Here is a 24,219-nt window from a genome sequence, read left to right on the forward strand (position 1 = left end):
CACCTCGACATCATGTCAGCCCGTCAGTCGCTGTCCCGCGAGATCCGCACCATGTCCTCGCGCGGGACGACCTTGATGCGGGCGCGGCCCTCCGGCTCACCGAGGGCGATCTCGTGCTCGTCGAGGCGGTGCCAGCCGTCGAGGTCGGTGTACGCGACCCCGCGCTCGGCCAGCAAGGCAGGGATGCTCGCCTCGTCGGGCTCGGCGGGACTCCACCAGCTCGCCTGGTCCTTCACGAGGTGCGAGATGGTCTCCATGGCGTCCGACTTGGTGTGCCCGATGAGGCCGACCGGCCCGCGCTTGATCCAGCCCGTGGCGTAGACGCCCGGCACGATGCGGTTGTCCTTGTCGAGCACCTGGCCCTCGTGGTTCGGGATCACGCCGTGCTTCTTGTCGAAGGGGATGCCGGGCAGCGGCGAGCCGAAGTAGCCGACCGCCCGGTAGATGGCCTGGATCGGCACCTCGCGGATCTCCCCCGTGCCGCGCACGCCGCCCTCGCCGTCCGGCTCGGTGCGCTCGTAGCGGAACGCGGTGATGCCGTTCTCGTCGCCGACGACCTCGAGCGGCTTCGCGTAGAAGTGCAGGTGCAGCCGCCGCGAGGCTTTCCCCACCTCGCGCTGACGCCACTGGGTGAGCACCTTGTCGATCACGAACACCTGCTTGTTCGACTCGATCGCGCGCTTCGAGCCCTCGTCGTAGTCGAAGTCCTCCTCGTGCACGATCATGTCCACGTCGCGCAGCTCACCCAGCTCCCGCAGTTCGAGGGGCGTGAACTTCACCTGCATCGGCCCGCGACGGCCGAACACATGCACGTCGGTGACGGGCGAGGCCTGCAGCCCCTCGTACACGTTCGCCGGGATCTCGGTCGGTAGCAGATCCTCGGGATGCTTCGCCAGGATGCGCGCGACATCGAGCGCGACGTTGCCGTTGCCGATCACCGCCACCGACTCCGCCTCGAGCGGCCAGGTGCGCGGGTAGTCGGGGTGCCCGTCGTACCAGCTCACGAAGTCGGCCGCACCGTAGCTGCCGGGCAGCTCGATGCCCGGGATGGCGAGCTCGGCATCGTGCACGGCACCGGTCGCGAAGATCACGGCGTGGTAGTGCTTCTTGAGGTCGTCGAGGGTGATGTCGCGCCCGTAGAGCACGTTGCCGAAGATGCGGATGTCGCCGCGGTCGAGCACCTCGCGCAGCGCCGTGATGATGCCCTTGATGCGCGGGTGGTCGGGGGCGACCCCGTAGCGCACGAGGCCGTACGGCGCGGGCAGCTGCTCGAAGAGGTCGATCGACACGTCGAAGCCGCGCTCGTACTTCAGCAGGATGTCGGCGGCGTAGATGCCGGCCGGGCCTGCGCCCACGATCGCGAGGCGGAGCTTCATGCGGGGGTGTTCCTTCCTGGACCCGAGGGCGGTGGATGCGGGGCGCGCCTAGCTCGAGCGCTCGACGATGGCCTGCGCGAAGCGGGTGAGCGACTTCTTGACCGGACCCTCGGGGAGCACCGCGAGCGCCGCCACGGCCTCGGCCGACCAGCGGTGCGCCTCGGCGAGCGTGTCGCGCGTCACCTGGTGCTCGCGCAGTTCGGCGACGACGCCGGCGAAGTCGGCAGGGTCGGCCTCGGCCGCGGTGGCCGCCTCGAGCCGGACGAGCAGCGCGGCGGCATCCGCATCCGTGGCGGCCGCCCGGCGCAGGTACAGCAGCGGGAGCGTCGGCACCCCCGCACGCAGGTCGGTTCCGGCGGCCTTGCCGGTCTGCTCGACCTGGGTCGAGAGGTCGATGACGTCGTCGATGAGCTGGAAGGCGACGCCGATGCGCTCGCCGAAGGCCTCCACCGCGGGACGGTACGCCTCGTCGGCGTTCGAGAAGACGACACCCACGACGGCCGCGCAGGCGATGAGCGACCCGGTCTTGTCGGAGAGCACCTGCAGGTAGTGGGCGATGGGGTCCTCGCCGGGGCGCGGCCCGACCGTCTCGTGCAGCTGCCCGAGGCAGAGCCGTTCGAAGACGTCGGCCTGCAGCGTGAGGGCGCGCTCGCCGAGTCCGGCGATGAGCTTCGAGGCGCGCGCGAACAGCAGATCGCCCGTGAGGATGGCGACCGAGTTGCCCCACACGTTCTGAGCGGTCGGCACCCCGCGGCGCAGCTGCGCGTCGTCCATGACGTCGTCGTGGTAGAGCGAGGCGACGTGGGTGATCTCGACCGCCTGAGCCGCCGTGACGACCGCGTCGGTGATGCCGTCGCCGAGCTGCGCGGTGAGCAGCGCGAGCACCGGGCGCACTCGCTTGCCGCCCGCGTCGATCAGGTAGCGGCCGGCGGCGTCCGCGATGTCGTCGGCGAACGCCAGCTGGGCGGCCAGCCCCTCCTCGACACGCTCGAGCCCGGCCTCGATGGCCCGCGCGAAGCTCTTCTCCTCACTCGAAGCGAAAAGCGCGTCGCCGAGGCCGAGCGTGGCACCCAGGGTACGGCGGCGGGTGAGCGAGGGGGTCGGGGTCACGAGGTGGCCGATCTGTCGAGCATCAGGTGGTGGGCTTCCGCGGCCCGCGACGACGGGCGGCGGAGGCGCGGATGGCGGGGTCGACCGGCTTGCGACCGCGATGCAGCGCCACGACACCCGCGGTGAGGTTGCGGTGCGCGACCCGGGTGAACCCGACGCCGCGGATCCACTTGCTCAGCTGCTGCTGGTCGGGCCACTGCTGGATCGACTCCACGAGGTAGCGGTAGGCGGCCGGATTGGTGCTCGAGAGCTTCGCCACGAGCGGCAGCGCCACCTTGAGGTAGGCCTCGTAGCCCGCCCGCATGAGGGCGCTCGGCGGGTGCGAGAACTCGCAGATCACGAGCCGCCCGCCGGGCTTCAGCACCCGGTACAGCTCCCCGAGGGCGACGAGCGGATGCGCGATGTTGCGCAGGCCGAAGCTGATGGTGACGGCGTCGAACTCCTCGTCGCCGAACGGCAGACGCTCGGCGTCGGCCTCGATGAACTCCAGCTCGGGGTGGCGTCGGCGGCCCTCCTCGATCATCCCCGGCGAGAAGTCGACGGCGACCACGGTCGCGCCGCGTTTGGCGATCGCCGCCGAGGAGGTACCCGTCCCGGCCGCGACATCGAGGATGCGCTCGCCCGGCTGCGGGTCGATCGCGTTGACGGTGGCGATGCGCCAGAGCACCGAGTTGCCGACCGACAGCAGGTCGTTGGTGCGGTCGTACCCGCGGGCGACGTCGCTGAACATCCCCGACACCTCGTCGGGTCGCTTGTCCATGTCCGCTCTGCTCACCATCTGCCATCCTATCCAGGCCCCATGCCGTGCGGTCAGGCCTAGGCTGGAGAGGTGATCGACCCCGCCGGCCCCGTGCCGCAGCTCACCGCCCGCTCGCGGGTGGCGGATCCGGTCACCTCGCTACTGCCGTTGCTGGACGCCGAGTCGCCGCTGCTCTTCGTGCGCCGTGGTGAGGGGGTCGCCGGGCTCGGGGAGGCGCTGCGCCTCGAGTTCAGCGGGCCGGACCGGATCACGCGCGCCGCAGAGACCTGGCGACGGATCGCCGCCGCCGCGACCGTCGACGACTCCGTCGGACTGTCGGGCAGCGGCCTGCTGGCCTTCGGCGCCTTCACCTTCGACGACGACTCCGCCTACCCGAGCGTGCTCATCGTGCCGCGCACGATCATCGGACGGCGCGACGGGGTCAGCTGGGTGACCCGCATCACCCTCGACGGCGACGACACCCCCGCCCCCGAGCCCTCGATCCGGCCGCTCGGCGCCGAGTTCCGGCTCTCGCTGCAGCCGGGGCGGCTGGACGGCGCGCACTACCGCGAGATCGTCGCCGACGCGGTGGCGCGCATTCAGGCGGGCGAGCTGCGCAAGGTGGTGCTCGCGCGCGACCTGGTCGGCCACCTGCCGACCGGCGGCGACCTGCGCCGCGTGCTCGTCGACCTCGCGCTCGGCTACCCCGACACCTGGACCTTCGCCGTCGACGGTCACATCGGCTCGAGCCCGGAGACGCTCGTGCGGGTGAGCCACGGACACGTCTCGGCGCGCGTGCTCGCCGGCTCGGTCGCCCGCGGGGCGGATGCGGATGCCGACCACGCGGCAGCGCTCGCCCTCGCCACCTCCACCAAGGACGTCGACGAGCACCGCTACGCGGTGCAGAGCGTGCTCGCCGCGCTCGGACCGCATGCGCGCGGCGCCGGCGGCGGGGGCGGCATCAGCGCGAGCGAGGTGCCGTTCGCCCTCAAACTGCCGAACCTCTGGCACCTGGCCACCAACATCGAGGGCACCCTGAGCGACGGCTCCTCGGCGCTCGACCTGGCGGCGGCCCTGCACCCCACCGCGGCGGTCGCGGGCACCCCGACCGCGAAGGCGCTCGAGGTGATCCGCGAGCTCGAGCCGCTCGACCGGGGTCGCTACGGCGGGCCGGTCGGCTGGGTGGATGCGAACGGCGACGGCAAGTGGGCCGTCTCGCTGCGCTCGGCGGAGGTGGACGCCGAGGGCGGCATCCGCGCCTTCGCGGGCGCCGGGATCCTCGCGCAATCGGACCCCGATGTGGAGCTCGCCGAGACGAAGCTCAAGTTCCGCCCCATCGTGGAGGCCTTCGGCTAGTCCCCCAGCAGGCGCCTCTGCTCGTCCACGTCGAAGTCGGGCGGCGGCCAGCCCTGCCCGAGCGACGCGAAGGCCTCGAGCAGCAGTTGCTGCACGGCGAGCCGCGCGTACCACTTGCGGTTCGCGGGCACCACGTGCCACGGCGCCGCGGATGTGGAGGTGCGTTCGAGCGCCAGCTGGTACGCCTCCTGGTAGTCGGACCAGAGGGCGCGCTCGGCGAGATCACCCGGGTTGAACTTCCAGTACTTGTCGGGGCGCTCGAGCCGCTCGGCGAGCCGGTCGTGCTGCTCCTCGGCGGAGATGTGCAGCATCGCCTTCACGATCACGGTACCCGCCGCGATGGCCTCGTTCTCGAAGTCGACGATGGCGCCGTAGCGCCGTTCGATCTCCTCCGCGGGCGCGAGCTCCCGCACCCGGCCGATGAGCACATCCTCGTAGTGCGAGCGATCGAAGACCCCCAGGTATCCCGGGCCGGGCAGCTCGCGCCGCACCCGCCACAGGAAGTCGTGGGCGAGCTCCTCCTCGGTGGGCTTCTTGAAGGCCCGCAGCCGCACCCCCTGAACGTCGACCGATCCGACGACGTGCCGCACGATGCCGCCCTTCCCGGCGGTGTCCATCCCCTGCAGCACGAGCAGCACGCTGCGCGGGTCGTGGTCTTTGTTGGCGAACAGCCGCTCCTGCAGCCCGTCGAGCTCGACGGCGCCCTTCGCGAGATCCTTGTCGCCGTCGTCGTGATCGCCCCGGTAGCCGGGGGTCGAGTCCGGGTCGATGTCGGCGAGGGTGAAGCCCGGTCCGACGCGCAGCGCTGCGGCGAGGTCGCTCATGCGCCCACTTTCGCGCATCCGGCCCCGTTCGCGCATCCGCCGCTCCCATCTCAAGGAGTCGCGCAACCCATCTCAAGGAGGTGATGTGAGGCAAGTCGCGTCGTGTGGCGCGTGAGGCACTCGTGCGGCGCCGACTCCTTGAGATGGGTTGCGCGACTCCTTGAGATGGGATGTGCGCTCAGGGCCGCCGGGACGCTAGCGGCCGAGCGCCACCTCGACGAGCACACGGCCGGGCGACGGCGTGAGCGCGCCGTCCAGCTGCCCCGACTCGGTGACCGCCCGGTGCTGCCAGCCGTAAGCGGCCGCGAGGGCCGCCAGGTCGACCGACTGCGGGGTGAGCAGCACGCGGTCGGCGAGCGCCGGATCCGCGGAGCGCGCCACCTCCAGCCCGTCGAAGATCGTGCCGCCGTGGTCGTTGCCCACCACGAGCTGCAGCCGCGGCCACGCTTCGCCGGCACCGCCGAGCAGGGAGCCGACGTCGTGCAGCAGCGCGAGGTCGCCCATGAGCACGCGCGTGACGCCGGGGCGGGTCTCGTCGCGCTGCGAGGCGAGGGCGATGCCCGTGGCGGTCGCGATCGTGCCGTCGATGCCCGCCAGCCCGCGGTTGGCGTGCACGCGGATGCGCTTGCCGGTCGCCACCTTGTCGAGCTCCCGGATGAGACGGGACGCCCCCAGCACGAGGCGGTCGTGCGGCCAGGTGGCGGCCCACACCGCCTCCACGAGCCGCCGCCGGGTGACGGGGGCGCGCATCCGCTCGAGCTGATCCCGGGCGAAGGCGGCCCGCTCGGCGTAGTCGGTGCCGAGCGAGGCGACCGAATCCTCCACCTCCTCGAGCAGCAGGCGCGAGGTGTGCACCCAGCGCCGCGCCCAGGAGGGGTCGGGCTCGGGGCCGGGCGTCACCTCGACGCGGTCGGCGAAGCGCGCGACCCGGTGCCCGGGGTTGTAGTCGTCGAGCCCCGGGGAGCGCACCACGATCGTCTCGACGCCGCGGCGCTCGACGATCGCGGGTACCTCGCGGCTGAGCGTCGGATGCCCGAACACGATGACCCGCTCGACGCGATCCCCGAAGCCCGCCGCGCCGAGCAGCTCCCGGTAGGCGGGCACGAGCTGCGGACCGAAGCGCGCGCCGCTCGAGACCTCGGCGAGCAGCGGCGCCCCCAGCTCGCGGGCGACGCGCTCGGCGTCCTCGCCGGCGCCCGCGCCTGCCACCACGACCGTGCCGGGGCGGGGCGCGAGCGTCACCACATCCACCGACACCGGGGCGGGCGCGACCCACTCGCCGGGTGCCGCATCCGGCAGCCGCACCGCCGACGACAACGGCTCACGGAACGCGAGGTTCACATGCCGGGGACCCCGGATGCCGTCGAGCACCTCGGCCGCGAGCGCATCCGCCGCCTGCTCCTCGCCCTCCGCACCGACCGGAGCCGCCACATCCCAGGAGTGGGGGGCGACGTCACGGAAGATGCCGGCCTGCCGGGTGGTCTGATTGGCGCCGACGCCGCGCAGCTCCTCGGGGCGATCCGCGCTCACCACGAGGAGCGGCACCCCCGAGTGCGCCGCCTCCAGCACGGCGGGATGCAGGTTGCCGACCGCGGTGCCCGAGGTCGTCACCACGACGGCCGGCACCCCCGACTCGACGGCGAGTCCGAGCGCGAGGAAGCCCGCCGAGCGCTCGTCGATGCGCACATGCAGCGTCAGCAGTCCCGCCTGCTCGAAACGGGCGGCCGCCAGGGCGAGCGCCTGCGAGCGCGAACCGGGGCACACCACGACATCCGTCACCCCGCGCCGCACGAGGCCGGCGAGGAGGGCGGTGGCGTAGACGCTCGCGGGGGCGTCTGCGGAAGGAGGCGTCACCTCACGACTTCGGGGCGTCGTCGTCGGGGTCCGCGTCGAGCTCCGAGAGCCGCTGCTCGAGGTCGCGGATGCGCTGCTCCTGCTCCTTCTCGCGGGCGATGCGGCGCAGGAACGCGGGATCGTCGTCCGGCGCGACGGGCGCGCTCGGGTAGCGTCCGTGGTTGCGCTTCTCGAGCGGCTCCCGGCCGGCCGCGAACCACAGGATCGGACCGACGAAGGCGATCACGATGATGATGAGCGCCCACACCGGCTTCGGCAGGGCGCGCACCCGCGAGGGGTCGATGCGGATGAGGTCGACGATGGCGGCGATGAGCAGCACCAGCACGATGATGAACGGCAGGTAGCGCAGCACGACGGCCATGGCCCGATTCTAGGCCGGGCCGCCGCGCGCCCGCCGCGACCTAGACTTGCCGGGTGCCCGCCTGGATCCCGTACACCCTGCTGCGCCTGGCGCTCTTCGGCGTCACCTTCATCGTGCTGTGGGTGCTGCACCTGGAGTACTGGCTCGCCGCGATCGTGGCCGCGGTCGTGGGGCTCACGGTCTCGTACATCTTCTTCCCCGGGCTGCGGAACCGCGTCGCGGAGGAACTCGCCGCGAGCCGCGAGCGCCGCGGCGGGTCGCCCGAGGGCCCCGCATCCGATGCGGGCGTCGACGAGCAGGCCGAAGACCGCGACTGACGCGGTCCGTCAGAAGGCGATCGCCGCGCCCAGCCCCAACCCGAAGGCCACCGCGGTCAGCAGGGTCAGCTTCAGCGCCGTCACGTACTCGCGCGGCGTCTTCGCGGTGAGCACGATGAGGATCGCGGGCGCCGCGGCGAGGAGCGCGAAGTACACGTACGCCGCGTTGTCGTAGAAGACCACGAAGAACGCCAGGATGCCGAACGGCGCGGCCACGAGCACCGCGTAGAGCACGCGCGATCCGAGGTCGCCGAGCAGCACGGCGACGGTGCGCTTGCCTGCCGCCTTGTCCTGGGCGCGGTCGCGGAGGTTGTTGACGTGCAGCACCGCGGCCGCGAAGAGCCCCGCGCTCACCCCGCCCAGCCACGACTCGAGGTTGACGGTGCCCGCCTGCACGAAGGTGGTGCCGAGCACCGCCACGAGACCGAAGAAGACGAACACGGCCACCTCGCCGAGCGCCGCGTAGCCGTACGGGCGCCTGCCGCCCGTGTAGAACCAGGCCGCCGCGATCGCGACCGCTCCGACGGCGAGCAGCCACCAGTGCTGCGTGAAGATCACGAGGATGAGGCCCGCGATCGCCGCGAGGCCGAAGAAGACGAGCGCCGCGATGAGCACGTGCCGCGGCTTCGCGCGGCCCGATCCGACGAGTCGCGCGGGACCTACCCGGTGGGCATCGGTTCCGCGGATGCCGTCGGAGTAGTCGTTGGCGTAGTTGACGCCCAGCTGCAGCAGACCGGCGACCGCGAGGCACAGCAGGGCACGCACCCAATGGTGGTACCAGGGGCCGTCCCACAGCACGGCGGCGGCGCCCGTGCCGAGCGCGACCGGGGCGATCGCGAGGGCGAGGGTGAGGGGGCGGGCGGCGCCGATCCAGTCGCCGAGCTGGGCGGGGCTCGCCTCGGCCGGCGGGCGACCGCCGGGGCGACCGCTGCGGCCCCGGTTCTTCGGGCCCGACGCCTTGGCCTTCGCGGGAGCGCCCTTGGCCGGGCCGCCCTTCGCCGACGCGCCCTTCGCACGCTCGAGGGCCTTCGGATCGAATCGTTGCTGCTTCGCCACGATCGAGAAGCCTACCTGCGCCGCTGGTGCGGTTTCGGCTGGATGGCACCGGCGAAGCCGCGCCATCCAGCCGAAACCGCACCACTCAGGGGCGGGTGGCGAGGTCGAGGACGGCGCGGCGGTCGAGCTTGCCGGTGGGCAGCAGCGGGAGCGCGGCGACGCGGACGACACGGTCGGGGCGGCCCACCGGCCCGAGGGCGGCGGCGACCGCGGCGACCGCGGCCGCGTCGTCGACCGCTCGCCCGGCGGCGACAGCGACCGGGCGCTCACCCCAGCGCGCATCCGGCACCGCCACGACGGCGACCTCCGCGAAGCCGGGATGCCGCCGCAGCTGCTCCTCGATCGCCGAGAGCGCGACCTTCACCCCGCCCGAGACGATCACATCGTCGCGGCGCCCGGTCACCCGCAGCCGCGCACCGTCCCACTCCCCCGCGTCGGCGGTGCGGAACCAGCGCGCGCCATCCGCCACCACGAACCGCTCGGCGGTGAGAGAGTCGTCGCCCAGGTAGCCCTGGGCGAGGGTCGCACCCCCGAGCCACACCTCGCCGGCCTCCACGCGCACGCGCGTCGACCCGAGAGGCACGCCGTCGTACACGCAGCCGCCGCTCGTCTCGCTCGAGCCGTAGCTGCGCACCACGTGCACACCTGCCGCGCGCGCCCGCTCGAGCAGGGTCGCGGGGGTCGCCTGCCCGCCCACGAGCACGGCGGCGAAGCCGCGCAGGGCGTCGGTGGCCGCGGGGTCGTCGAGCAGGGTCGCGAGCTGCGCGGGCACCAGGGCGACGCAGCGCTCCGGGATCGCGAGTCGCGCGACCGCGTCGAGGAACCCGGATGCCGTGAAGCCTCCGGGGGGAACCGCGACCGGCTCCGTCCCGGCGCAGATCGAGCGGGCGAGCACGTTGAGGCCGGCGATGTAGTGCACCGGCAGGGCGAGCACCCACTGGGCGGGGCCGCCGAGCGCCGACTCGCTCGCCGCGGCGGAGGCGAGCACGGCATCCGCGGGAAGCGCCACCCGCTTCGGGCGGCCGGTCGACCCGCTCGTCTCGACGACGAGGCCGATCGCCTGGCCGAGCTGCGCAGGAAGCGGGCTCGGGTCGCCGCTCCCCGACGCCACGAAAAGCGCCGGCCCCCCGGCGAGCGCCGCCCGCAACCGCTCGAACACCGCGGCCGGGCCCGCGGCGGCGGCGATCGGCACGAGCGGCCTCATCGGCTCAGAAGTGCCACGGGTACGGGCCCCAGTCGGGGTCGCGCTTCTCGAGGAAGGCGTCCCGCCCCTCGACCGCCTCATCGGTGCCGTAGGCGAGCCGGGTGGCCTCCCCCGCGAACACCTGCTGCCCGACCATTCCGTCGTCGACGGCGTTGAGGGCGAACTTGAGCATGCGGATGGCGGTGGGGCTCTTGCCGAGGATCGTCTCGGCCCAGGCGAGGCCGGTGCGCTCGAGCTCGGCGTGCGGCACGACCGCGTTCACGGCGCCCATCTCGTGGGCGCGCTGCGCGTCGTACTCCTCCGCGAGGAAGAACACCTCGCGCGCGAACTTCTGGCCCACCTGGCGCGCGAAGTAGGCGCTGCCGTAGCCGGCGTCGAAGGAGCCGACATCGGCATCCGTCTGCTTGAAGCGGGCGTGCTCGCGGCTCGCGATCGTGAGGTCGCACACGACGTGCAGCGAGTGGCCGCCGCCGGCCGCCCAGCCGGGCACGAGCGCGATGACGACCTTCGGCATGAACCGGATGAGGCGCTGCACCTCGAGGATGTGGAGTCTGCCCACCCCCTCGCGCCGGTTCCGTAGTTCAGGAGTTGCCGCCGCATCCGCTGCATCCGGGACCGCGAGGGGCGGATTCTCCTGAGTTGCGGAATCTGCATGGGCGTACTCGTATCCGGAGCGCCCTCGGATGCGCTGGTCGCCGCCCGAGCTGAACGCCCAGCCGCCGTCCTTCGGGCTCGGACCGTTGCCGGTGAGCAGCACCACCCCGACACGCGGATTCTGTCGCGCGTCGTCGAGGGCGCGCGCCAGCTCGTCGACCGTCTGCGGGCGGAAGGCGTTGCGGACCTCCGGGCGGTCGAACGCGACGCGCGCGATCCGTCCGGTGGTGTCGAGGTGGTAGCTGACGTCGGCGAGCCCCTCGAAGCCGGGCACCTCGCGCCAGACCTCGGGGTCGAACAGCTCCGAGACGCTCACAGCGCCCCCAGCCAGCTGAGTCCCAGCAGCAGCACGACCGGGTTGAGCAGCACCCCGACCGCGATGGCCGCGATGCCCCACCCGCGCCCCCAGCGTCCGATGACGGCCACGAGCCCCGCGACCACCGCGAGCCCGCTCAGCAGGGTCGCCGAGATCGCGAGCCCGAGCCCCAGCTCGAAGCGGCCGGAGGTGGCGAGGGCGAACGCGACGGCCGCGGTGACGACCATGAGGATGGCGAGCCCGCCGGCGAGCCCGCCGGGCCAGCGCGGTCGACGCTTCGGCGCCGCCGCCTCGTCCGCGACGTCGACCTCGTGCGACGCGTCGAAGATCTGCAGCCCATCGCTCACGCGCTCAACCCTAGCGAGGCGGTGGCGAGGGGTGGGGCGACGGATCGCCCACGCGGGCGCGTGACGAAGCGAGTCGCGACGCCTCCTGAACGTCGCTCAGCAGTCGATAATGACGGCATGACGACGCCGAGCGACCGCGATCCGATCGTTCCCGGGCTGGCGCCGGGGATCAACGGCAACCCCGCCCCGGGTCGCCCCTTCGGCGAGCTCGGCCCGCGCTCGACGCCACCGGGCGGGTCGCTGAGGACGCGCGCGATCGCGACGGGCAGCGGCCTGCTCGGCCTCGCCCTCGCGACGATCGTGGTGCTCACGAGCCTCCATCGCGGCTGAGGCGCGAGGGGGCAGACTGGGTGCATGCTCCCCGAGCCGGATGAACTGCTCGCCGCCGCCCACGTGGTGCGCCTGCCGCTCGTCACGCGCTTCCGTGGGGTGACCGAACGCGAGGCCCTGCTGCTGCACGGACCGTCGGGGTGGGGCGAGTTCTCGCCGTTCCTCGAGTACGGCGACGAGGAGGCGTCCGCCTGGCTCGCCGCCGCGATCGAGGCCGCGTGGGGGGATCCGATCGCGAGCTCGCGCGCCGAGGTGCCCGTGAACGCGACCCTCCCCACCGTGCCGGTCGAGCAGATCGCCGCGGTGCTCGAGCGCTTCGGGGAGGTGCGCACGGTGAAGGTGAAGGTGGCGGATGCCGCCGAGTCGCTCGCGCACGACGTCGCGCGGGTGCGCGAGGTGCGGCGCATCCTGGGGCCGGCGGGCCGCATCCGGGTGGATGCCAACGGCGGCTGGAGCGTGGACGCCGCGGAGCGCGCCGCCCACGCGCTCGCCGGCTTCGACCTCGAGTACCTCGAGCAGCCCTGCGCGTCGATCGACGAGCTCGCCGAGCTGCGCGAGCGCCTGCACGACTGGCAGCTGCCGATCGCGGCCGACGAGAGCGTGCGCAAGGCCGACGATCCGCTCGCGGTCGCCCGCGCCGGGGCTGCCGACCTCGTCGTGGTGAAGGTGCAGCCGCTGGGGGGCGTGGCCCGCGCCCTGCGCATCGTCGCGGAGGCGGGGCTGCCCGCGATCGTGTCGAGCGCGATCGACACGAGCGTCGGACTCGCGATGGGCGCACGGCTCGCCGCGGCGCTGCCCGAGCTCGACTACGACTGCGGGCTCGGCACGGCGGCGCTGCTCGCGGCCGACGTCACGGGCGAGCCGCTGACGCCCGTCGACGGCCGCATCCCGGTTCGCCCGGTGGAGCCGGATGCCGCGCTGCTGCGCGCGCACGCGGCGCCCCCCGAGCGCGTCGCCTGGTGGCACGATCGCCTGCGGCGCGCGCTCGGGGTGCTGCGCGTCAGCCGATGAGCTTCCAGGGGCCGTAGGCGGCGGCCGTCGGCGCGGTGCCGACGACGTACCACTGCGCCTGGTAGCTGCGGCCGTTGTAGACGACCTTCTCACCGCCGGTGTAGACGGTGGCCGCGCTCCCGGCGGGGATGCCGCCCGGCGTCGTCGGCGCCACGACCTCGCTCCACGGTCCGCCGACTCCGCCCGGCGCCTGGTTCCGGGTCCACCACAGGGCCCGGAAGGTGCGGCCCTGGTAGCTGACCTGGTCGCCCGCGACGAAGATGCGCGACGGCGTCCACAGGGTGCTCCCGTCGGCGGCGACGGCGAGTTCCGCCCACGCGCCGGTGGCGTTCGCACCCGGGGTCTCGCCGAGCGTGTACCAGAGGGCCTCGAAGACCTTGCCGCCGTAGCTCACCTGGTTGCCGGTCGTGTAGACCTTCTTCCGGTCCCAGGCGGCCGGCTTCGGCACGCCCTGCTCGCCGAGGTGCAGCTCGCAGGAGATCCGTCCGCTGTACAGGGCGTGGCCCTCGGTCGCGCTCCCCGGGCCGGCGCCGTAGATGCCGTCGTCCGACCAGACGACCTCCTTGGTGCCGCCGGCGCAGCTCGACGACGGCGCGATCGCGAAACCCTCGAGGTTGTTGAGGGGCAGCGATGCGGGGCGGCTGTAGGCGACCTCCGGCACGATCGCACCCGTCGCGTCGACCTTGAGCACGGTCGAGGTGACCCCGCAGCTGTTGTCGCACAGCGCCCAGATGCGCTTCGCGTCGGCGTCGTACTGCACGTCCATCACGTGGCCCATGCCCGTGTCGACGACGGCCACCCGGTGGAAGCTGTGGTCGCTGTTGAGCACGTAGGCGTAGAGCTTGCCGTCGTTCTCGAGAGCCGCGAAGTAGAGCCCGGTGCCGTGCAGCGGGTAGTCGAGCGGACGGTATGCGGCGCCCGTCGACTGGTCGACGAAGCCGTTCGCGGTGAGGTAGCCGTCGGGCACGAAGGTGACGCCCTCGAAGCCCAGGTTCGCCTCGGTGCGGTTGCCGGCGTGGAGCTCCGGGAACTCCGCGGTCAGGTCCCACTGATCGGTCGCGACGAGCCGGTCGCCGGATCCCGTGATGTCGAAACGCAGGATCGCGTTGAGCGGGATACTGTTGGCCGCGTTGTTGCGCTCGGTCGTGACGTACAGCGCCCCGTCCGGTCCGATGGTGAGGCCTTCGGAGTCGGGCTGGTTGCTCGCCGTGTCGGGGGCGCCCGGGAAGAAGATCTGCTTGCCGGCGGCCCAGCCGTCGGCGGTGTCGGGCACCCAGAGGCCGTCGTGCTTCACGAGGCGGTAGACCCAGCTCTTGTTCTTGACGCTGTAGAGCACGTTCGGGTTGCTCGGGTCGAAGACGAGGCCGCTGATGTCGCGCCCTTCGGGACCGGTGACGGTCGTCCAGGCGCATTGCGTGTCGGCGATGGCGACCTCGGCGCTGCCCGGCCAGCTGCCGGGGGTGACCGCGCCGACGGGAAGCGCGCCGGCCGGGTCGGGGGCCTCCGGCTGGCACGGCAGTGTCGGGATCGGGTCGTCGGCGGGGTTGTCGAGCGGCGTCTCGCACGCGCTCGCGTTGGGGGAGCCGAAGCTCTTCGCGGCGACGGAGACGAACTCGCCCGAACCGTCGGGGCAGCGTGCGATGGCACCGGCACCGAAGTTGTTGCCCTCGTCGGCGCCCGCCTCTCCCGCGGTGTACTCGACCGCGTCGACGAGGGTGCCGGCCGCGCCGTTCGCGCCATCCGGGAGGTACAGCTTCACGCCGTCGCCGCCGCTGCCGAGCCCCTTGGTGGAGCTGAAGTACACGAAGCCGTTGGCGGGCACGACCGTGGTGGCCGAGCCGTCGGCGAGGGTGGCCGAGAAGGTGGCGGCCGAGGCGGCGCTGCCGCTGTCGATCTGCAGCCAGCCCGCGATGCTCACGGCGGTGGCACCGGTGTTGACGAGCTCGATCGCGTCGCCGACCGGGGTGTTGCCGTTGTCGGACGACACCTCGTTGATGCGGATGCTCGCCCAGTTCGGGTCGATGTCGGCGCCCGGGTCGGTGCCGGGGTCCGTTCCCGGGTCCGTGCCGGGGTCCGTTCCCGGGTCGGTTCCGCCGCCGGCGGAGAAGCGGCTCGTGCCGGGGGAACCGATGTCGCCCGTGGTCGAGGCGCGCGAGCTCTCGACGTCGCCGACCACCGAGAGCTGCCACAGCGAGGCGTTGTTCGCGCCGAGTGCCGCCTCGCTCGACGGGATGCCCGAGACGCCCTGCGTGCGCGGTCCCTTGACGGCGCCGGCGCCCTGGTCGTTGTAGACGAGGCGGTCGGCGAGGTTCGCGACCGGGTCGGTTCCGCTGAAGATGTTGATCTGGTCGGAGCGGCCCAGGTTGACCGTGTTGCCGGCCAGGATCTTCACCGACGCCCCGAGGCCCCACTCGGCGCGGAAGACGGCATCCGGCGACTCGGTGATGATCGCGGACTCGCCCGCGGCGAGCGTGCCGAGGCTGTCGAGCGGTACCGTGCCGGGAACGGGGCCGTCGTCGTCGAACGACCAGCCGGCGAGGCTCTGCGGGGCGGAGCCGAGGTTGGTGATCTCGATGAACTCGCCCGAGGAGTTCACCGGGTTGTACATCCACTCGGTGATCTTCACGTTCGGGGCGTCCGCGGCATGGGCCGCGGTGGGGAGGGCGAACACGAGGGCGCCGACGGTGGCGGTGGCGACGAGAGCGGCGCCGAATCGGGGGGTGCGGAGGCTCATAGCTCCGGAAGCTATCGGTGCCACCCGTACGGGGGTCGATGCCGAGGTGAACGGAAGGCGAACGACGGCGTCGGGCGCGCCCCGCTCGCGTCAGTCGAGCGGCAGGCCCGAGTAGGCGTGGAAGCCCTTGAAGAAGAGGTTGACGATCGTGAAGTTGAACAGCACGGCCGCGAAGCCGATGATCGCAAGCCAGGCCGAGCGGGAGCCGCGCCATCCGCGGGTCGCCCGCGCGTGGATGTAGCCGGCGAAGACCACCCAGATGATGAAGGTCCACACCTCTTTGGTGTCCCAGCCCCAGTAGCGGCCCCAGGCGTGCTCGGCCCAGATGGCGCCGGCGATGAGGGTGAAGGTCCAGAACGCGAAACCGATCACGTTGAGCCGGTAGGCGGTGTTCTCCAGCGCCTCCGAGCTGGGGAAGCTGCGCAGGAAGCGCCACTTCTGCGACGCCCCGTCTTCGCGGCGCGCCTGCAGCAGCTGGGCGAGCGAGAGCCCCGCGCCGACGGCGAAGAAGCCCGTGCCGAGGGTGGCGACGAGGACGTGGATGACGAGCCAGGCCGACTGCAGGGGCGGGGGCAGCGGGACGACGGGCACGTACACGTTGACGGCGGCGAGCCCGAGCAGCAGCGCGACGAGCACGGTGACGTAGGCGCCGAGGAAGCGCACATCGCGCCACAGGTTCACGAGCAGGAACACCGCGACCATGACGGCGGTGCCGGTCAGCGCGAACTCGAACATGTTCGACCACGGCGCGTGGCCGTCCGCGATGCCGCGCAGCACGAGGGCGCCGAGGTGCAGCACGAAGCCGAGCACGGTGAGCGCGAAGGCGATGCGCATCGCCCGACTGGGCCGGGTCGTGCCCGCCTCGCTCGTCGGCGGGGCGGGAGGCGCGAGCACGGTGGTGCCCCCGGAGGCCTGGTTCAGGACGGCGCCGCCCGCCGACTGCGCGGCGATCGCCTCGCTCGAGCGACGGGCGAGGTCGACCACGTACGCGGCGAACGCGATCACATAGACGGCGGCGGCCGAGTACACCGCGAGGAGCGAGTAGGCGGCAAGGGTCTCGGTGCTCACGCGTTCATCCTACGTTCGAGCCTCTCAGCGTGTCTGCGGGCGATCTCGGCGACCGCGGCGGCGAGGGTCGGGTCCTCCCCGCGCGCGAGGCCCGCGTACTCGAGGCGCACCCCGGCACCGTCGGGCACGGCCTTGATCCACATCCGGCGCCGCGGGATGAACAGGCTCGTGAGCAGCCCGCCGAGGATGAGCAGCGCGAACAGGAGCACCCAGCCCTCGGTGGGATCGTGGTGGAAGTCGACGCTCACGAAGCGCTTGAGACCGGTGAACTCGATCGTGCCGAGCCCCTCGGGCAGCTCGACCGTCTCGCCCTGCGTCAGCTCGAGCGCCTTCACGTCGGCCTTCGGCCCGGCGAGCGGGGTGAGATCGTCGGTGTCGAGCGCGTAGGCGTTGACGCTGCCCCCCTCGTCGAGGCCGAGGTCGCCGCGGTACACCGTGACCGTCAGCAGGCTCGAGTCGCCCGCGTAGGGCGAGAGCGAGGTGTAGGTGCCGTCTCCCACGGGGGCCGGGTCGGGGTAGAAGAAGGCGAGCATGCCGAGCTGGGCGTCGAGCCCGTCGGGCACCTTGATGACGCCGAGGCTGCGCAGGTTGGCGTCCTGGGGCAGGAAGGCGACCGGACCCGAGAAGGCGACGTCGCCGTCCGCGTTCCTCACCGTCACGATCGGCGCGTAGCCGTTGCCGAGCAGGTACATCTTGGTGCCGCCCACCTCGAGCGGGGCGTTCACCTTGAGCTCGCCCGCGGTCCAGTCGGTGCCGGGGGTGCGCACCGAGAGGTGCGCGGTGTAGTCGAGCGGGTGGTACTGCAGGGACGCCGGATCCAGCTGGTAGCGCCCGTCGAAGTCGTCGAGGCGCACCGAGAACGGCTCGAGCGCGCTCTCCGTGAAGAAGCGTCCCGGGATGAACGAGTCGTAGCTCGCGAGCGAGTTGGTGAAGGCGGTGTCCTGGATGATCACGCGCTGGCCGTTGTAGCCGAAGCCGCTGCCCAGCCCCACCGTGAGGAGCACCCCCACGAGGGCGGTGTGGAACACCAGGTTGCCCGTCTCGCGCAGATAGCCGCGCTCGGCCGAGATCGAGTCCCCGTACCGTTCCACGCGGTAGCCGGCCCCGCGCAGCACGGCGCGGGCCTCCTCGACGGCCGCCTCGGCATCCGCCGTGCTCGTGCGCTCGGTGAAACCGACGAGCCGGGCGAGGCGCGCCGGGGTCTTCGGCGGGCGGGCGCGCAAGGCGTCGAGGTGGTGCTTCGTGCGCGGGATGATGCAGCCGACGAGCGAGATGAACAGCAGCAGGTAGATGGCCGAGAACCACGGCGAGCTGAAGGTGGAGAACACCCCGAGCTTGTCGAGCACCTCGAAGGCGTCGGGGTTGTCGATGCGGTACTGGTTGACGCCGTTCGGGTCGGAGCTGCGCTGCGGCACGAGCGAACCCGGCACCGCGGCGAGTGCGAGCAGCAGCAGCAGCACGAGCGCGGTGCGCATGCTCGTGAGCTGACGCCAGAAGAAGCGCAGGTAGCCCACGACGCCGAGCCGGGGCTGGGCGATCGCGGGGTCGGCCGGTGCCGAGTCGATGTGGTCCGAGGGGCGCAGCGGGTCGGTCGACCGGGCCGCGCGGTCAGAGCGCGGGGGTGAAGCCATTGATCACCGTCCCCAGGTGCGACATGATGACGCCCCACAGCCCGGAGACCATGAGCAGGCCGATGAGCACGAGCAGGGCACCGCCCGCGATGTTCACGGCCCGGATGTGGCGGCGGAACCATCCGACGCTCGAACCGACCCAGCCGAAGCCGAGCGCCACGAGCACGAACGGCAGGCCGAGGCCGATGCAGTACGCGAGACCGATGAGGGCGGCACGCCCCGGATCCCCCCCGTAGCCGGCGAGGAACCCGACGGCGATGAGGGTCGGGCCGACGCACGGGGTCCAGCCGATGGCGAACAGGATGCCGAGCAGCGGCGCCCCGATGAGCCCGGTGCGGGGCTGCCAGCCGGGCTTGAGCTGCCGCTGCAGCACGGTGACCTGGCCGATGAAGACCAGGCCGAGCAGGATGATGAGCACCCCGCCGATCCGCATCAGCAGCTCGCCGTATTCCAGCAGGAAGCGGCCCGCGGCACCGGCGAGCACGAACACCACCATGAAGACGGCACTGAACCCCGCGATGAACAGCGCGGCGCCGAGCACCATCCGCGAGCGGGTGCGGGGCGCGCCGTTCGCGACGCCCGAGACGTAGCCGAGGTAGCCGGGCACGAGCGGCAGCACGCAGGGCGAGAGGAACGACAGCAGCCCCGCGGCGAGCGCGATCGGCACGGCGAGCCACAGCCCGCCGCTCACGATGATGTCGCCCGGCCCCACCTCGGTCAGGCCTTCTCGGCGAGCAGGGTGTCGACGATGTCGGAGACGACGCTCGGGCTCGTGATGAGGCCGCTCACGCGCGCCGCCACCCGCCCCTGGCGATCCAGGATGAGCGTGGTCGGAACGGAGTTCTGCGGGAGCCGGTTGTCGGCGAAGGCCAGCTGCACGGCGTTGTCGGCGGCGTCGACGATCGAGGGGTAGCCCACGCCGTGGTCCTTCTCGAAGCCGAGGGCGACATCCGCGGTGTCGCTCACGTTGACCCCGACGATCGACGCCTCGGCGCCGTTCGCCTCGAACTGGGCACGCAGCTTCTCGAGCTCGGGCGCCTCCTCGCGGCAGGGCGGGCAGGCCGCGTACCAGAAGTTGACGACGACGACCCGGCCGGCCACATCCGCGGACGAGAAGGCCTCGCCCGTGTCGAGGGTGCCGGCGAACTCGACCGCGGGGTCGCGCTTGTCGGCGGCGAGCGTGATGATGCGTCCATCGCCCGAGACGTAGTCGCCCGCGCCCTGCTCGTACACCTCGGTGAGGTGACTCGCCTGCTCGGTGCATCCGGCGAGGAGCGCCGCGAGGGCGACGGCGGGTACGGCGAGGCGCACGCCGAGGCGGCGGGCGGGTGTGGCGCGGGTACTCACACGGCTCCCAGATCGATGGACTGCGCAAGCAACTCTGCCGCAGGTTCCTGATAGTCCACCTCGACGAACCCCTCGCCGTCCCAGGCGAGCGTCGTGATGCTCGAGAGGGAGCAGCGCCGGGTGCGCGGATCGTGCATGAGCGGCTTGCCGGCGACCGTGCGGGCGACCATCCAGATGGGCAGCTGGTGGCTGACCAGAACCACCTCGCCGCCCGGGGTGCCGGCGTGCGCCTGCGCGATGGCGTCCATCATCCGGGCCCGGATGGAGACGTAGGCCTCGCCCCAGGTGGGGCGCCACGGACCCACGAGGTAGGGCCAGTTGCGCGGGTTCCTGAGGCCGCGACGCACGTTGCCGCCCTCGAAGCGGTTGGCGGGCTCGATGAGCCGCGGGTCGAGCTCGGTCTCGAGAGCGAAGCGCGCCGCCCAGGGCGCCGCGGATTCGCGGGTGCGCTGCAGGGGGCTCGCGACGAGGCGCGTGATGGGGCGCCCGGCGAGCGAGTCGGAGGCCAGCTGCGCCATCCGGTGCCCGAGGGCCGACAGGCCGTAGCCGGGGAGGCGCCCGTAGAGGATGCGGTCGGGGTTCTCGACCTCGCCGTGGCGGACGAGATGCACGAGGTCGGCGCTCACCCGCCCAGTCTAGGAGCGGGCTGCGATCGCCCCCTCCGGGATGACGGCGAAGTTGTCGCGGAACAGCGCGGTGGGGTCGACGCGCGCCTTGAGCGTGCGGAGGCGCGCGAGAGTCGCGGGCGGGAAGGCGCGCTCGACGCGGTCGCCGCGCGGGTCGGCCTCGAAGCTCAGGTAGACACCGAGGATGTGGTGCTCGAGCGCATCCCACTGCTCGACCAGCCAGGACGCGCTGCCCGACATCGCGGCGAGCGAGAAGTTCGCGGAGCGATGCGCGTACGCCGTGGCGTCCTCGGGCACGTCGGAGACGGCGCCCCCCACCGCGCGCACCTGGAAGAAGTGCACGCGACCCGAATGCAGCATCCCCGCGAGCGCTTCGGCGAGCTCGTGCGTCACATGCTCGACGAGGCCGCCCCGCGAGACCGGGCTGCCGCTGCCGCCGTTCGACTCGCCCGCCGCGTTCGCGATCACGGCGGCGTAGGGCGCGAGCTGCACGGACTGGCCCACGAGCGGCGCGAGCTCGGCGAAGGGCTGCACGCGCTCGAGGATCGTGTCGGGGTCGTCGGAGTCGACGAGCAGCAGCGCCTGCGCGTACATCGTGTCGCCGCGCGGCGCACCCAGGATGACCTCGCCCGAGATGTCGCGCGGGGCCGCCTCCATCGTCGCCGCCCAGCGTTCGAGGAAGCTCGCGGTGTCGGATGCGTCGAAGGCGAGTTGCGCCCAGCCCACCTCGCGGGCCTCGAACGCCTCGAACTCGAAGGCGGTCGCGACGCCGAGGTTGGCGCCGGCTCCGCGCACGCCCCAGAACAGCTCCGGGTCGTGCTCGGCGTCGACCCGGACGATGCTGCCGTCGGCGAGCACGAGCTCGGCCGCCCGCATCGCGTCGATCGTGAGGCCGTGCTCGCGCGCGAAGTAGCCGACGCCGCCCGCCGTCGCGAGCCCGCCCACCCCGACGCCGCCGTAGTCCCCCGAGGTGATGGCCCAGCCGTACGGCTCGAGTGCCGCCGCCACCTCCTGCCAGCGCGCCCCCGGGCCCACCCGCACGAGCCGACGATCCACGTCGAGCACCTCGACCGCGTCGAGCGCCGAGACATCCAGCACCAGGCCGCCGTCATTCGTGGAACGCCCGCTGATGCCGTGGCCGCCGCTGCGCACGCCGAGCGGCACCTCGCGGTGCTCGCGCGCGAATGCGACCGCCTGCACCACCTCGTCCACGTTCCGCGGACGCAGCACGAGCCCCGGCGATCCGCCGCGCAGGTAGCCCGAGCGCACGGCTCGGTACTCGGGGTCGCCCGGTTCGACCGCGTTCTCGGCGAGCGCGGGCGGCAGTTCGTCGTAGGCGATGCCGGGGCGGCGAGCGGCGAGCGCCGCGGCACCGCGGATGCGGTCGCTCACCGCGGTGCCGCGCTCTGCGCGCTCGGCGGCGACCGCCTCCCGCAGAACGGGCGCGACCTCCTCGGCGAAACGTTCGAGCGTCGCGGGGTCGTCGCCCATGAGGATGAGCGTCGAGGCTCCGTCGTCGACGACGAACGGCAGCAGTTGCTCGACCCACTGCCCGGGCGGGCCCTGCAGGAACCCGCCGTCGCGATCCTGGAACCGTCCGCCGATGTTGAGCAGCCGCCGGATCTCGCGCGGGTCCCGCCCCGCCTCGCCGGCGGCCGCGTCGATGACCGCGTTGCCGGCCGCAAACCCGCCGGGCTCCAGATACGGCAGGCTCGGCAGCCAGCCGTCGCCCGCGCGCGCGATGAGCCGCAGCATGCGGGGCTTGAGGGCGCCGACCCAGATCGGGATGTCGTGGGCGGGCGCGGGGCCGCGCTTGGCGCCCTCCACGCGGTAGTGCTCGCCCGCGACCCGCAGCGGGCTGCGCTCGGCGGCATCCCAGATGCCGCGGATGATCGGCAGCGCCTCCTCGAGCGCCGCGACCCCCTCACCCGGAGTGCGGCGCGGGCCGCCCATCGAGGCGACCGCATCCGCGAAGCCACCGGCGCCGAGGCCGAGCTCGAAGCGGCCGCCGGAGAGCAGGTCGAGGCTCGCGGCCGAACGCGCGAGCACGGCGGGCGGACGCAGCGGCAGGTTGTGCACGTTGGCCGCGACGTGGATGCGGGAGGTCTGGGCGGCGACCCAGCTGAGCAGGGTCCAGGTGTCGAGGAACGCCGCCTGATAGGGGTGGTCCTGGAAGGTCACGAGCTCGTAGCCGAGCTGCTCGCTCAGCTGCGCGAGCGCGACCGGGTTCTGCGGACGCGCGGCGGTGGGCGTGATGAAGGTTCCGAAGCGAAGGGGATGGCCGTAGTCGGGCATGCGTCCAGGGTGCGCGCTCGCGGCTCGCCCGGCAATCGTCGCGTGAGTCGCTTACGATAGGTGAGTGGCTTCCGAGACCGACATCCTGCACATCGACGACGACGCCTGCCGTCGCTTCCAGACCACCGCGGAGCTCGCGGGGCGCCGCTGGAGCCCCGGGATCATGCTCGCGATCGGGCGGGGCGCGGCGCGTTTCAGCGCGATCGTCGCGGCCGTCGACGGGCTCTCCGACCGGATGGCCGCGCAGCGGCTGCGGGAGCTCGAGCACGCCGGCCTCGTCGAGCGCCGCGTCATCCCCTCGACGCCCGTGCAGGTGCGCTACCGGCTCACCCAGCCGGGCCTCGAACTGCTGAGATCGCTCCAGCCGCTCGTCGCATGGGGTCTGCGCTGGGGTGACCTCGCCACCGACCCCGCCACCGACCACGCCGCCGTCCACGCCCCCGATCACGCCCCCGTCGCGCAGCGCGACGCCTCCTGAGCCGCCTCTCGGTGAGGGGCCGCGCACCGCTCGAGACACGCCGTCTCGAGCGCACCTCGCGACCCCTCACCGGACGAGCAGGGTCTCCAGGTTGCGGCCGAGTTCGGCGCGGTAGCCGACGAGCCACTCGCCCTCGAAGCCGCGCGGCACGATCTCGACCGTCATGAGCACGGTGAACCAGATCCGATACAGCTCGATGCGGGTGCGCTCGGCGTCGGTGAACCCGTCCGCCGGCAGCAGGCGCGGATCCGGCTCGCCCACGTTCATGGCATCCCCCGCGACGACGTCGAACAGCGGATCGCCCCACAGCCCCCGCTCGACGTCGATGACGCCCCGCAGCTCCCCCGTCTCCGGCACCACGAACACGTTCCCCGGCCAGGGGTCGCCGTGCACGAGCCGCGGCACCGTCACCTCGGCGAGCGCCGCGCGACCCTCCACGAAGGCGTCCCGGATGCGCCCCTCGGGCAGCGACACCTTCGCGCGCCGCGCGTCCGCGAGCAGGCTGTCGACGACCGCCATCACGAGCTCGGGCCAGCTGCCCGCGCGCAGCGTCGATGAGGAGGGGTAGCCGAACTCGGCTCCGGTCTCGGCGTGCACCCGCCCCAGCACCGCACCCAGCTCGCGCCGGGCGCGCTCGTTCGCGGCCGCCGGCATCGTCTCGCGCACGAGATCCCAGCGCTCGCCGGGGATGCGGCTCATCGCGAGCACGTCGACGGGCAGCAGCTCGCGGCTCGCGTCGAGCAGCAACAGTCGCGGGTACGGCCAGCCGCGCTCCTCGGCGAGCCGCAGCAGCGCCGCCTCGGTGCGCAGCATCCGCTCCTCGTAGCGCAGCAGCGTCGGGGCGTCGTCGGGCGGCGCGATCTTGACGATCGCGATCTCGCCGGATGCGAACTCCGCCTCCCACACCGAGGCGAAGGTGCCGCCGTCGAGCACATCGAGACGCGTCAGCTCGCCGAGCGGCACGAGCACGCGCGCGATGGCGTCCGGATCCGGGAACTCGATGGCCATGGTGTCGGACTCTAGCCGCCCGCCCCGTCCCGCCCCTGCGCACCCCGCCCCGCCCCGTCCCGCATCCCAAATCAAGGAGCGCAGCCTCCCAAATCAAGGAGTCGATGTGGCGCGTGTGGTCCACTGTGGCGGATGTGCCGAGATCGGGAGCCCACTTCCTTGAGATGGGCGGCTGCG

At 72.8% G+C, this 24,219-nt stretch carries 23 protein-coding genes; 5 read left to right on the forward strand and 18 right to left on the reverse strand.

Features of this window, described 5'->3' with window-relative positions:
- Positions 1–23: 23 nt before the first annotated feature.
- From FLP23_RS01540 to FLP23_RS01550, 3 genes are read right to left on the reverse strand one after another with little or no spacing between them, the layout of a single operon-like run.
- On the reverse strand, positions 24–1,376 hold the full coding sequence (locus FLP23_RS01540; RefSeq protein ID WP_149324247.1) for an FAD-dependent oxidoreductase: 1,353 nt from the start codon (positions 1,374–1,376) through the stop codon (positions 24–26).
- Between the two features lie 48 nt (positions 1,377–1,424).
- A complete protein-coding gene (locus tag FLP23_RS01545; RefSeq protein WP_149324248.1) occupies positions 1,425–2,486 on the reverse strand; it encodes a polyprenyl synthetase family protein in 1,062 nt (353 codons plus the stop codon).
- Between the two features lie 22 nt (positions 2,487–2,508).
- Complete coding sequence (locus FLP23_RS01550) at positions 2,509–3,246, reverse strand: class I SAM-dependent methyltransferase (RefSeq protein ID WP_149324249.1); 738 nt, start codon at positions 3,244–3,246, stop codon at positions 2,509–2,511.
- Positions 3,247–3,315: 69 nt separating this feature from the next.
- Here FLP23_RS01550 and FLP23_RS01555 point away from each other — a divergent pair, with 69 nt between their 5' ends.
- Positions 3,316–4,581 (forward strand): isochorismate synthase, encoded by a 1,266-nt coding sequence (locus FLP23_RS01555; RefSeq protein WP_425468272.1) that lies wholly within the window; start codon positions 3,316–3,318, stop codon positions 4,579–4,581.
- On the opposite strand, the gene FLP23_RS01560 is transcribed toward FLP23_RS01555, so the two are convergent.
- The 3 genes from FLP23_RS01560 to FLP23_RS01570 form a co-directional block, all read right to left on the reverse strand.
- Positions 4,578–5,405 carry a PPK2 family polyphosphate kinase gene (locus tag FLP23_RS01560; protein WP_246140018.1) on the reverse strand — a complete coding sequence of 276 codons (828 nt, stop codon included), beginning with the start codon at positions 5,403–5,405 and terminating at the stop codon, positions 4,578–4,580. The two genes, FLP23_RS01555 and FLP23_RS01560, sit on opposite strands and share 4 nt — an antisense overlap.
- Before the next feature lie 195 nt (positions 5,406–5,600).
- Positions 5,601–7,259 carry a 2-succinyl-5-enolpyruvyl-6-hydroxy-3-cyclohexene-1-carboxylic-acid synthase gene (menD, locus tag FLP23_RS01565; RefSeq protein WP_246140019.1) on the reverse strand — a complete coding sequence of 553 codons (1,659 nt, stop codon included), beginning with the start codon at positions 7,257–7,259 and terminating at the stop codon, positions 5,601–5,603.
- A gap of 1 nt (position 7,260) precedes the next feature.
- Positions 7,261–7,620 carry a PLD nuclease N-terminal domain-containing protein gene (locus FLP23_RS01570; RefSeq protein ID WP_149324251.1) on the reverse strand — a complete coding sequence of 120 codons (360 nt, stop codon included), beginning with the start codon at positions 7,618–7,620 and terminating at the stop codon, positions 7,261–7,263.
- A gap of 53 nt (positions 7,621–7,673) precedes the next feature.
- Between FLP23_RS01570 and FLP23_RS01575 the strand changes: the two genes are divergently transcribed.
- Positions 7,674–7,937: a DUF4229 domain-containing protein gene (locus FLP23_RS01575; RefSeq protein ID WP_149324252.1), complete on the forward strand. Its 264-nt coding sequence runs from the start codon at positions 7,674–7,676 to the stop codon at positions 7,935–7,937.
- Between the two features lie 9 nt (positions 7,938–7,946).
- On the opposite strand, the gene FLP23_RS01580 is transcribed toward FLP23_RS01575, so the two are convergent.
- The 4 genes from FLP23_RS01580 to FLP23_RS01595 all read right to left on the reverse strand — a co-directional run bounded on the left by FLP23_RS01580 (position 7,947) and on the right by FLP23_RS01595 (position 11,514).
- Positions 7,947–8,993 (reverse strand): 1,4-dihydroxy-2-naphthoate polyprenyltransferase, encoded by a 1,047-nt coding sequence (locus tag FLP23_RS01580; RefSeq protein WP_425468273.1) that lies wholly within the window; start codon positions 8,991–8,993, stop codon positions 7,947–7,949.
- 85 nt (positions 8,994–9,078) lie between these two features.
- Complete coding sequence (locus FLP23_RS01585; protein WP_342780011.1) at positions 9,079–10,185, reverse strand: AMP-binding protein; 1,107 nt, start codon at positions 10,183–10,185, stop codon at positions 9,079–9,081.
- Between the two features lie 16 nt (positions 10,186–10,201).
- A complete protein-coding gene (locus tag FLP23_RS01590) occupies positions 10,202–11,167 on the reverse strand; it encodes a 1,4-dihydroxy-2-naphthoyl-CoA synthase (RefSeq protein ID WP_149324255.1) in 966 nt (321 codons plus the stop codon).
- Positions 11,164–11,514, reverse strand: a complete 351-nt coding sequence (locus FLP23_RS01595; RefSeq protein WP_149324256.1) for a hypothetical protein — start codon at positions 11,512–11,514, stop codon at positions 11,164–11,166. Before FLP23_RS01595 ends, FLP23_RS01590 begins: the two co-directional genes overlap by 4 nt.
- Positions 11,515–11,631: 117 nt before the next feature.
- Here FLP23_RS01595 and FLP23_RS01600 point away from each other — a divergent pair, with 117 nt between their 5' ends.
- Both FLP23_RS01600 and FLP23_RS01605 read left to right on the forward strand, forming a co-directional pair.
- Entirely contained in the window at positions 11,632–11,844 is a 213-nt protein-coding gene (locus FLP23_RS01600; protein ID WP_149324257.1) for a hypothetical protein, read from the forward strand.
- 24 nt (positions 11,845–11,868) lie between these two features.
- Positions 11,869–12,855, forward strand: a complete 987-nt coding sequence (locus tag FLP23_RS01605; protein ID WP_149324258.1) for an o-succinylbenzoate synthase — start codon at positions 11,869–11,871, stop codon at positions 12,853–12,855.
- Here FLP23_RS01605 and FLP23_RS01610 read toward each other — a convergent pair.
- From FLP23_RS01610 to FLP23_RS01640, 7 genes are all read right to left on the reverse strand, one after another.
- Positions 12,845–15,589 (reverse strand): lamin tail domain-containing protein, encoded by a 2,745-nt coding sequence (locus FLP23_RS01610; RefSeq protein ID WP_149324259.1) that lies wholly within the window; start codon positions 15,587–15,589, stop codon positions 12,845–12,847. The two genes, FLP23_RS01605 and FLP23_RS01610, sit on opposite strands and share 11 nt — an antisense overlap.
- Positions 15,590–15,679: 90 nt before the next feature.
- Complete coding sequence (gene ccsB, locus FLP23_RS01615) at positions 15,680–16,657, reverse strand: c-type cytochrome biogenesis protein CcsB (RefSeq protein ID WP_149324260.1); 978 nt, start codon at positions 16,655–16,657, stop codon at positions 15,680–15,682.
- A complete protein-coding gene (resB, locus tag FLP23_RS01620) occupies positions 16,654–18,288 on the reverse strand; it encodes a cytochrome c biogenesis protein ResB (RefSeq protein WP_149324261.1) in 1,635 nt (544 codons plus the stop codon). Before resB ends, ccsB begins: the two co-directional genes overlap by 4 nt.
- Positions 18,266–19,000 (reverse strand): cytochrome c biogenesis CcdA family protein, encoded by a 735-nt coding sequence (locus FLP23_RS01625; RefSeq protein WP_149324262.1) that lies wholly within the window; start codon positions 18,998–19,000, stop codon positions 18,266–18,268. The genes resB and FLP23_RS01625 overlap by 23 nt, the downstream gene beginning before the upstream one ends.
- Before the next feature lie 5 nt (positions 19,001–19,005).
- Positions 19,006–19,635 (reverse strand): TlpA family protein disulfide reductase, encoded by a 630-nt coding sequence (locus FLP23_RS01630; protein WP_246140020.1) that lies wholly within the window; start codon positions 19,633–19,635, stop codon positions 19,006–19,008.
- The gene (locus FLP23_RS01635; protein ID WP_149324263.1) at positions 19,632–20,261 is read right to left on the reverse strand and encodes a histidine phosphatase family protein; all 630 of its coding nucleotides are present in this window, start codon (positions 20,259–20,261) and stop codon (positions 19,632–19,634) included. The genes FLP23_RS01630 and FLP23_RS01635 overlap by 4 nt, the downstream gene beginning before the upstream one ends.
- A gap of 9 nt (positions 20,262–20,270) precedes the next feature.
- Complete coding sequence (locus tag FLP23_RS01640) at positions 20,271–22,556, reverse strand: LLM class flavin-dependent oxidoreductase (protein WP_149324264.1); 2,286 nt, start codon at positions 22,554–22,556, stop codon at positions 20,271–20,273.
- Between the two features lie 64 nt (positions 22,557–22,620).
- On the opposite strand from FLP23_RS01640, the gene FLP23_RS01645 reads away from it, so the two are divergent.
- A complete protein-coding gene (locus FLP23_RS01645) occupies positions 22,621–23,034 on the forward strand; it encodes a winged helix-turn-helix transcriptional regulator (protein ID WP_246140021.1) in 414 nt (137 codons plus the stop codon).
- A gap of 66 nt (positions 23,035–23,100) precedes the next feature.
- Here the strand turns inward: FLP23_RS01645 and FLP23_RS01650 are convergent, their stop codons facing one another.
- On the reverse strand, positions 23,101–24,042 hold the full coding sequence (locus FLP23_RS01650; RefSeq protein WP_149324265.1) for a phosphotransferase family protein: 942 nt from the start codon (positions 24,040–24,042) through the stop codon (positions 23,101–23,103).
- Between the last annotated feature and the right edge of the window lie 177 nt (positions 24,043–24,219).

Origin of the sequence: Protaetiibacter larvae (assembly GCF_008365275.1) — a bacterium.
GTDB lineage: Bacteria > Actinomycetota > Actinomycetes > Actinomycetales > Microbacteriaceae > Homoserinibacter > Homoserinibacter larvae.

Bases quoted from the DNA above. Each gene is read 5' to 3' on its own strand.
- FLP23_RS01550 (WP_149324249.1), bottom strand. From the start codon at position 3,246: ATGGACAAGCGACCCGACGAGGTGTCGGGGATGTTCAGCGACGTCGCC.
- resB (WP_149324261.1), bottom strand. From the start codon at position 18,288: ATGGCTTCACCCCCGCGCTCTGACCGCGCGGCCCGGTCGACCGACCCG.
- FLP23_RS01610 (WP_149324259.1), bottom strand. From the start codon at position 15,589: ATGAGCCTCCGCACCCCCCGATTCGGCGCCGCTCTCGTCGCCACCGCC.
- FLP23_RS01640 (WP_149324264.1), bottom strand. From the start codon at position 22,556: ATGCCCGACTACGGCCATCCCCTTCGCTTCGGAACCTTCATCACGCCC.
- FLP23_RS01570 (WP_149324251.1), bottom strand. From the start codon at position 7,620: ATGGCCGTCGTGCTGCGCTACCTGCCGTTCATCATCGTGCTGGTGCTG.
- FLP23_RS01605 (WP_149324258.1), top strand. From the start codon at position 11,869: ATGCTCCCCGAGCCGGATGAACTGCTCGCCGCCGCCCACGTGGTGCGC.
- FLP23_RS01650 (WP_149324265.1), bottom strand. From the start codon at position 24,042: ATGGCCATCGAGTTCCCGGATCCGGACGCCATCGCGCGCGTGCTCGTG.
- FLP23_RS01600 (WP_149324257.1), top strand. From the start codon at position 11,632: ATGACGACGCCGAGCGACCGCGATCCGATCGTTCCCGGGCTGGCGCCG.
- FLP23_RS01540 (WP_149324247.1), bottom strand. From the start codon at position 1,376: ATGAAGCTCCGCCTCGCGATCGTGGGCGCAGGCCCGGCCGGCATCTAC.
- FLP23_RS01560 (WP_246140018.1), bottom strand. From the start codon at position 5,405: ATGAGCGACCTCGCCGCAGCGCTGCGCGTCGGACCGGGCTTCACCCTC.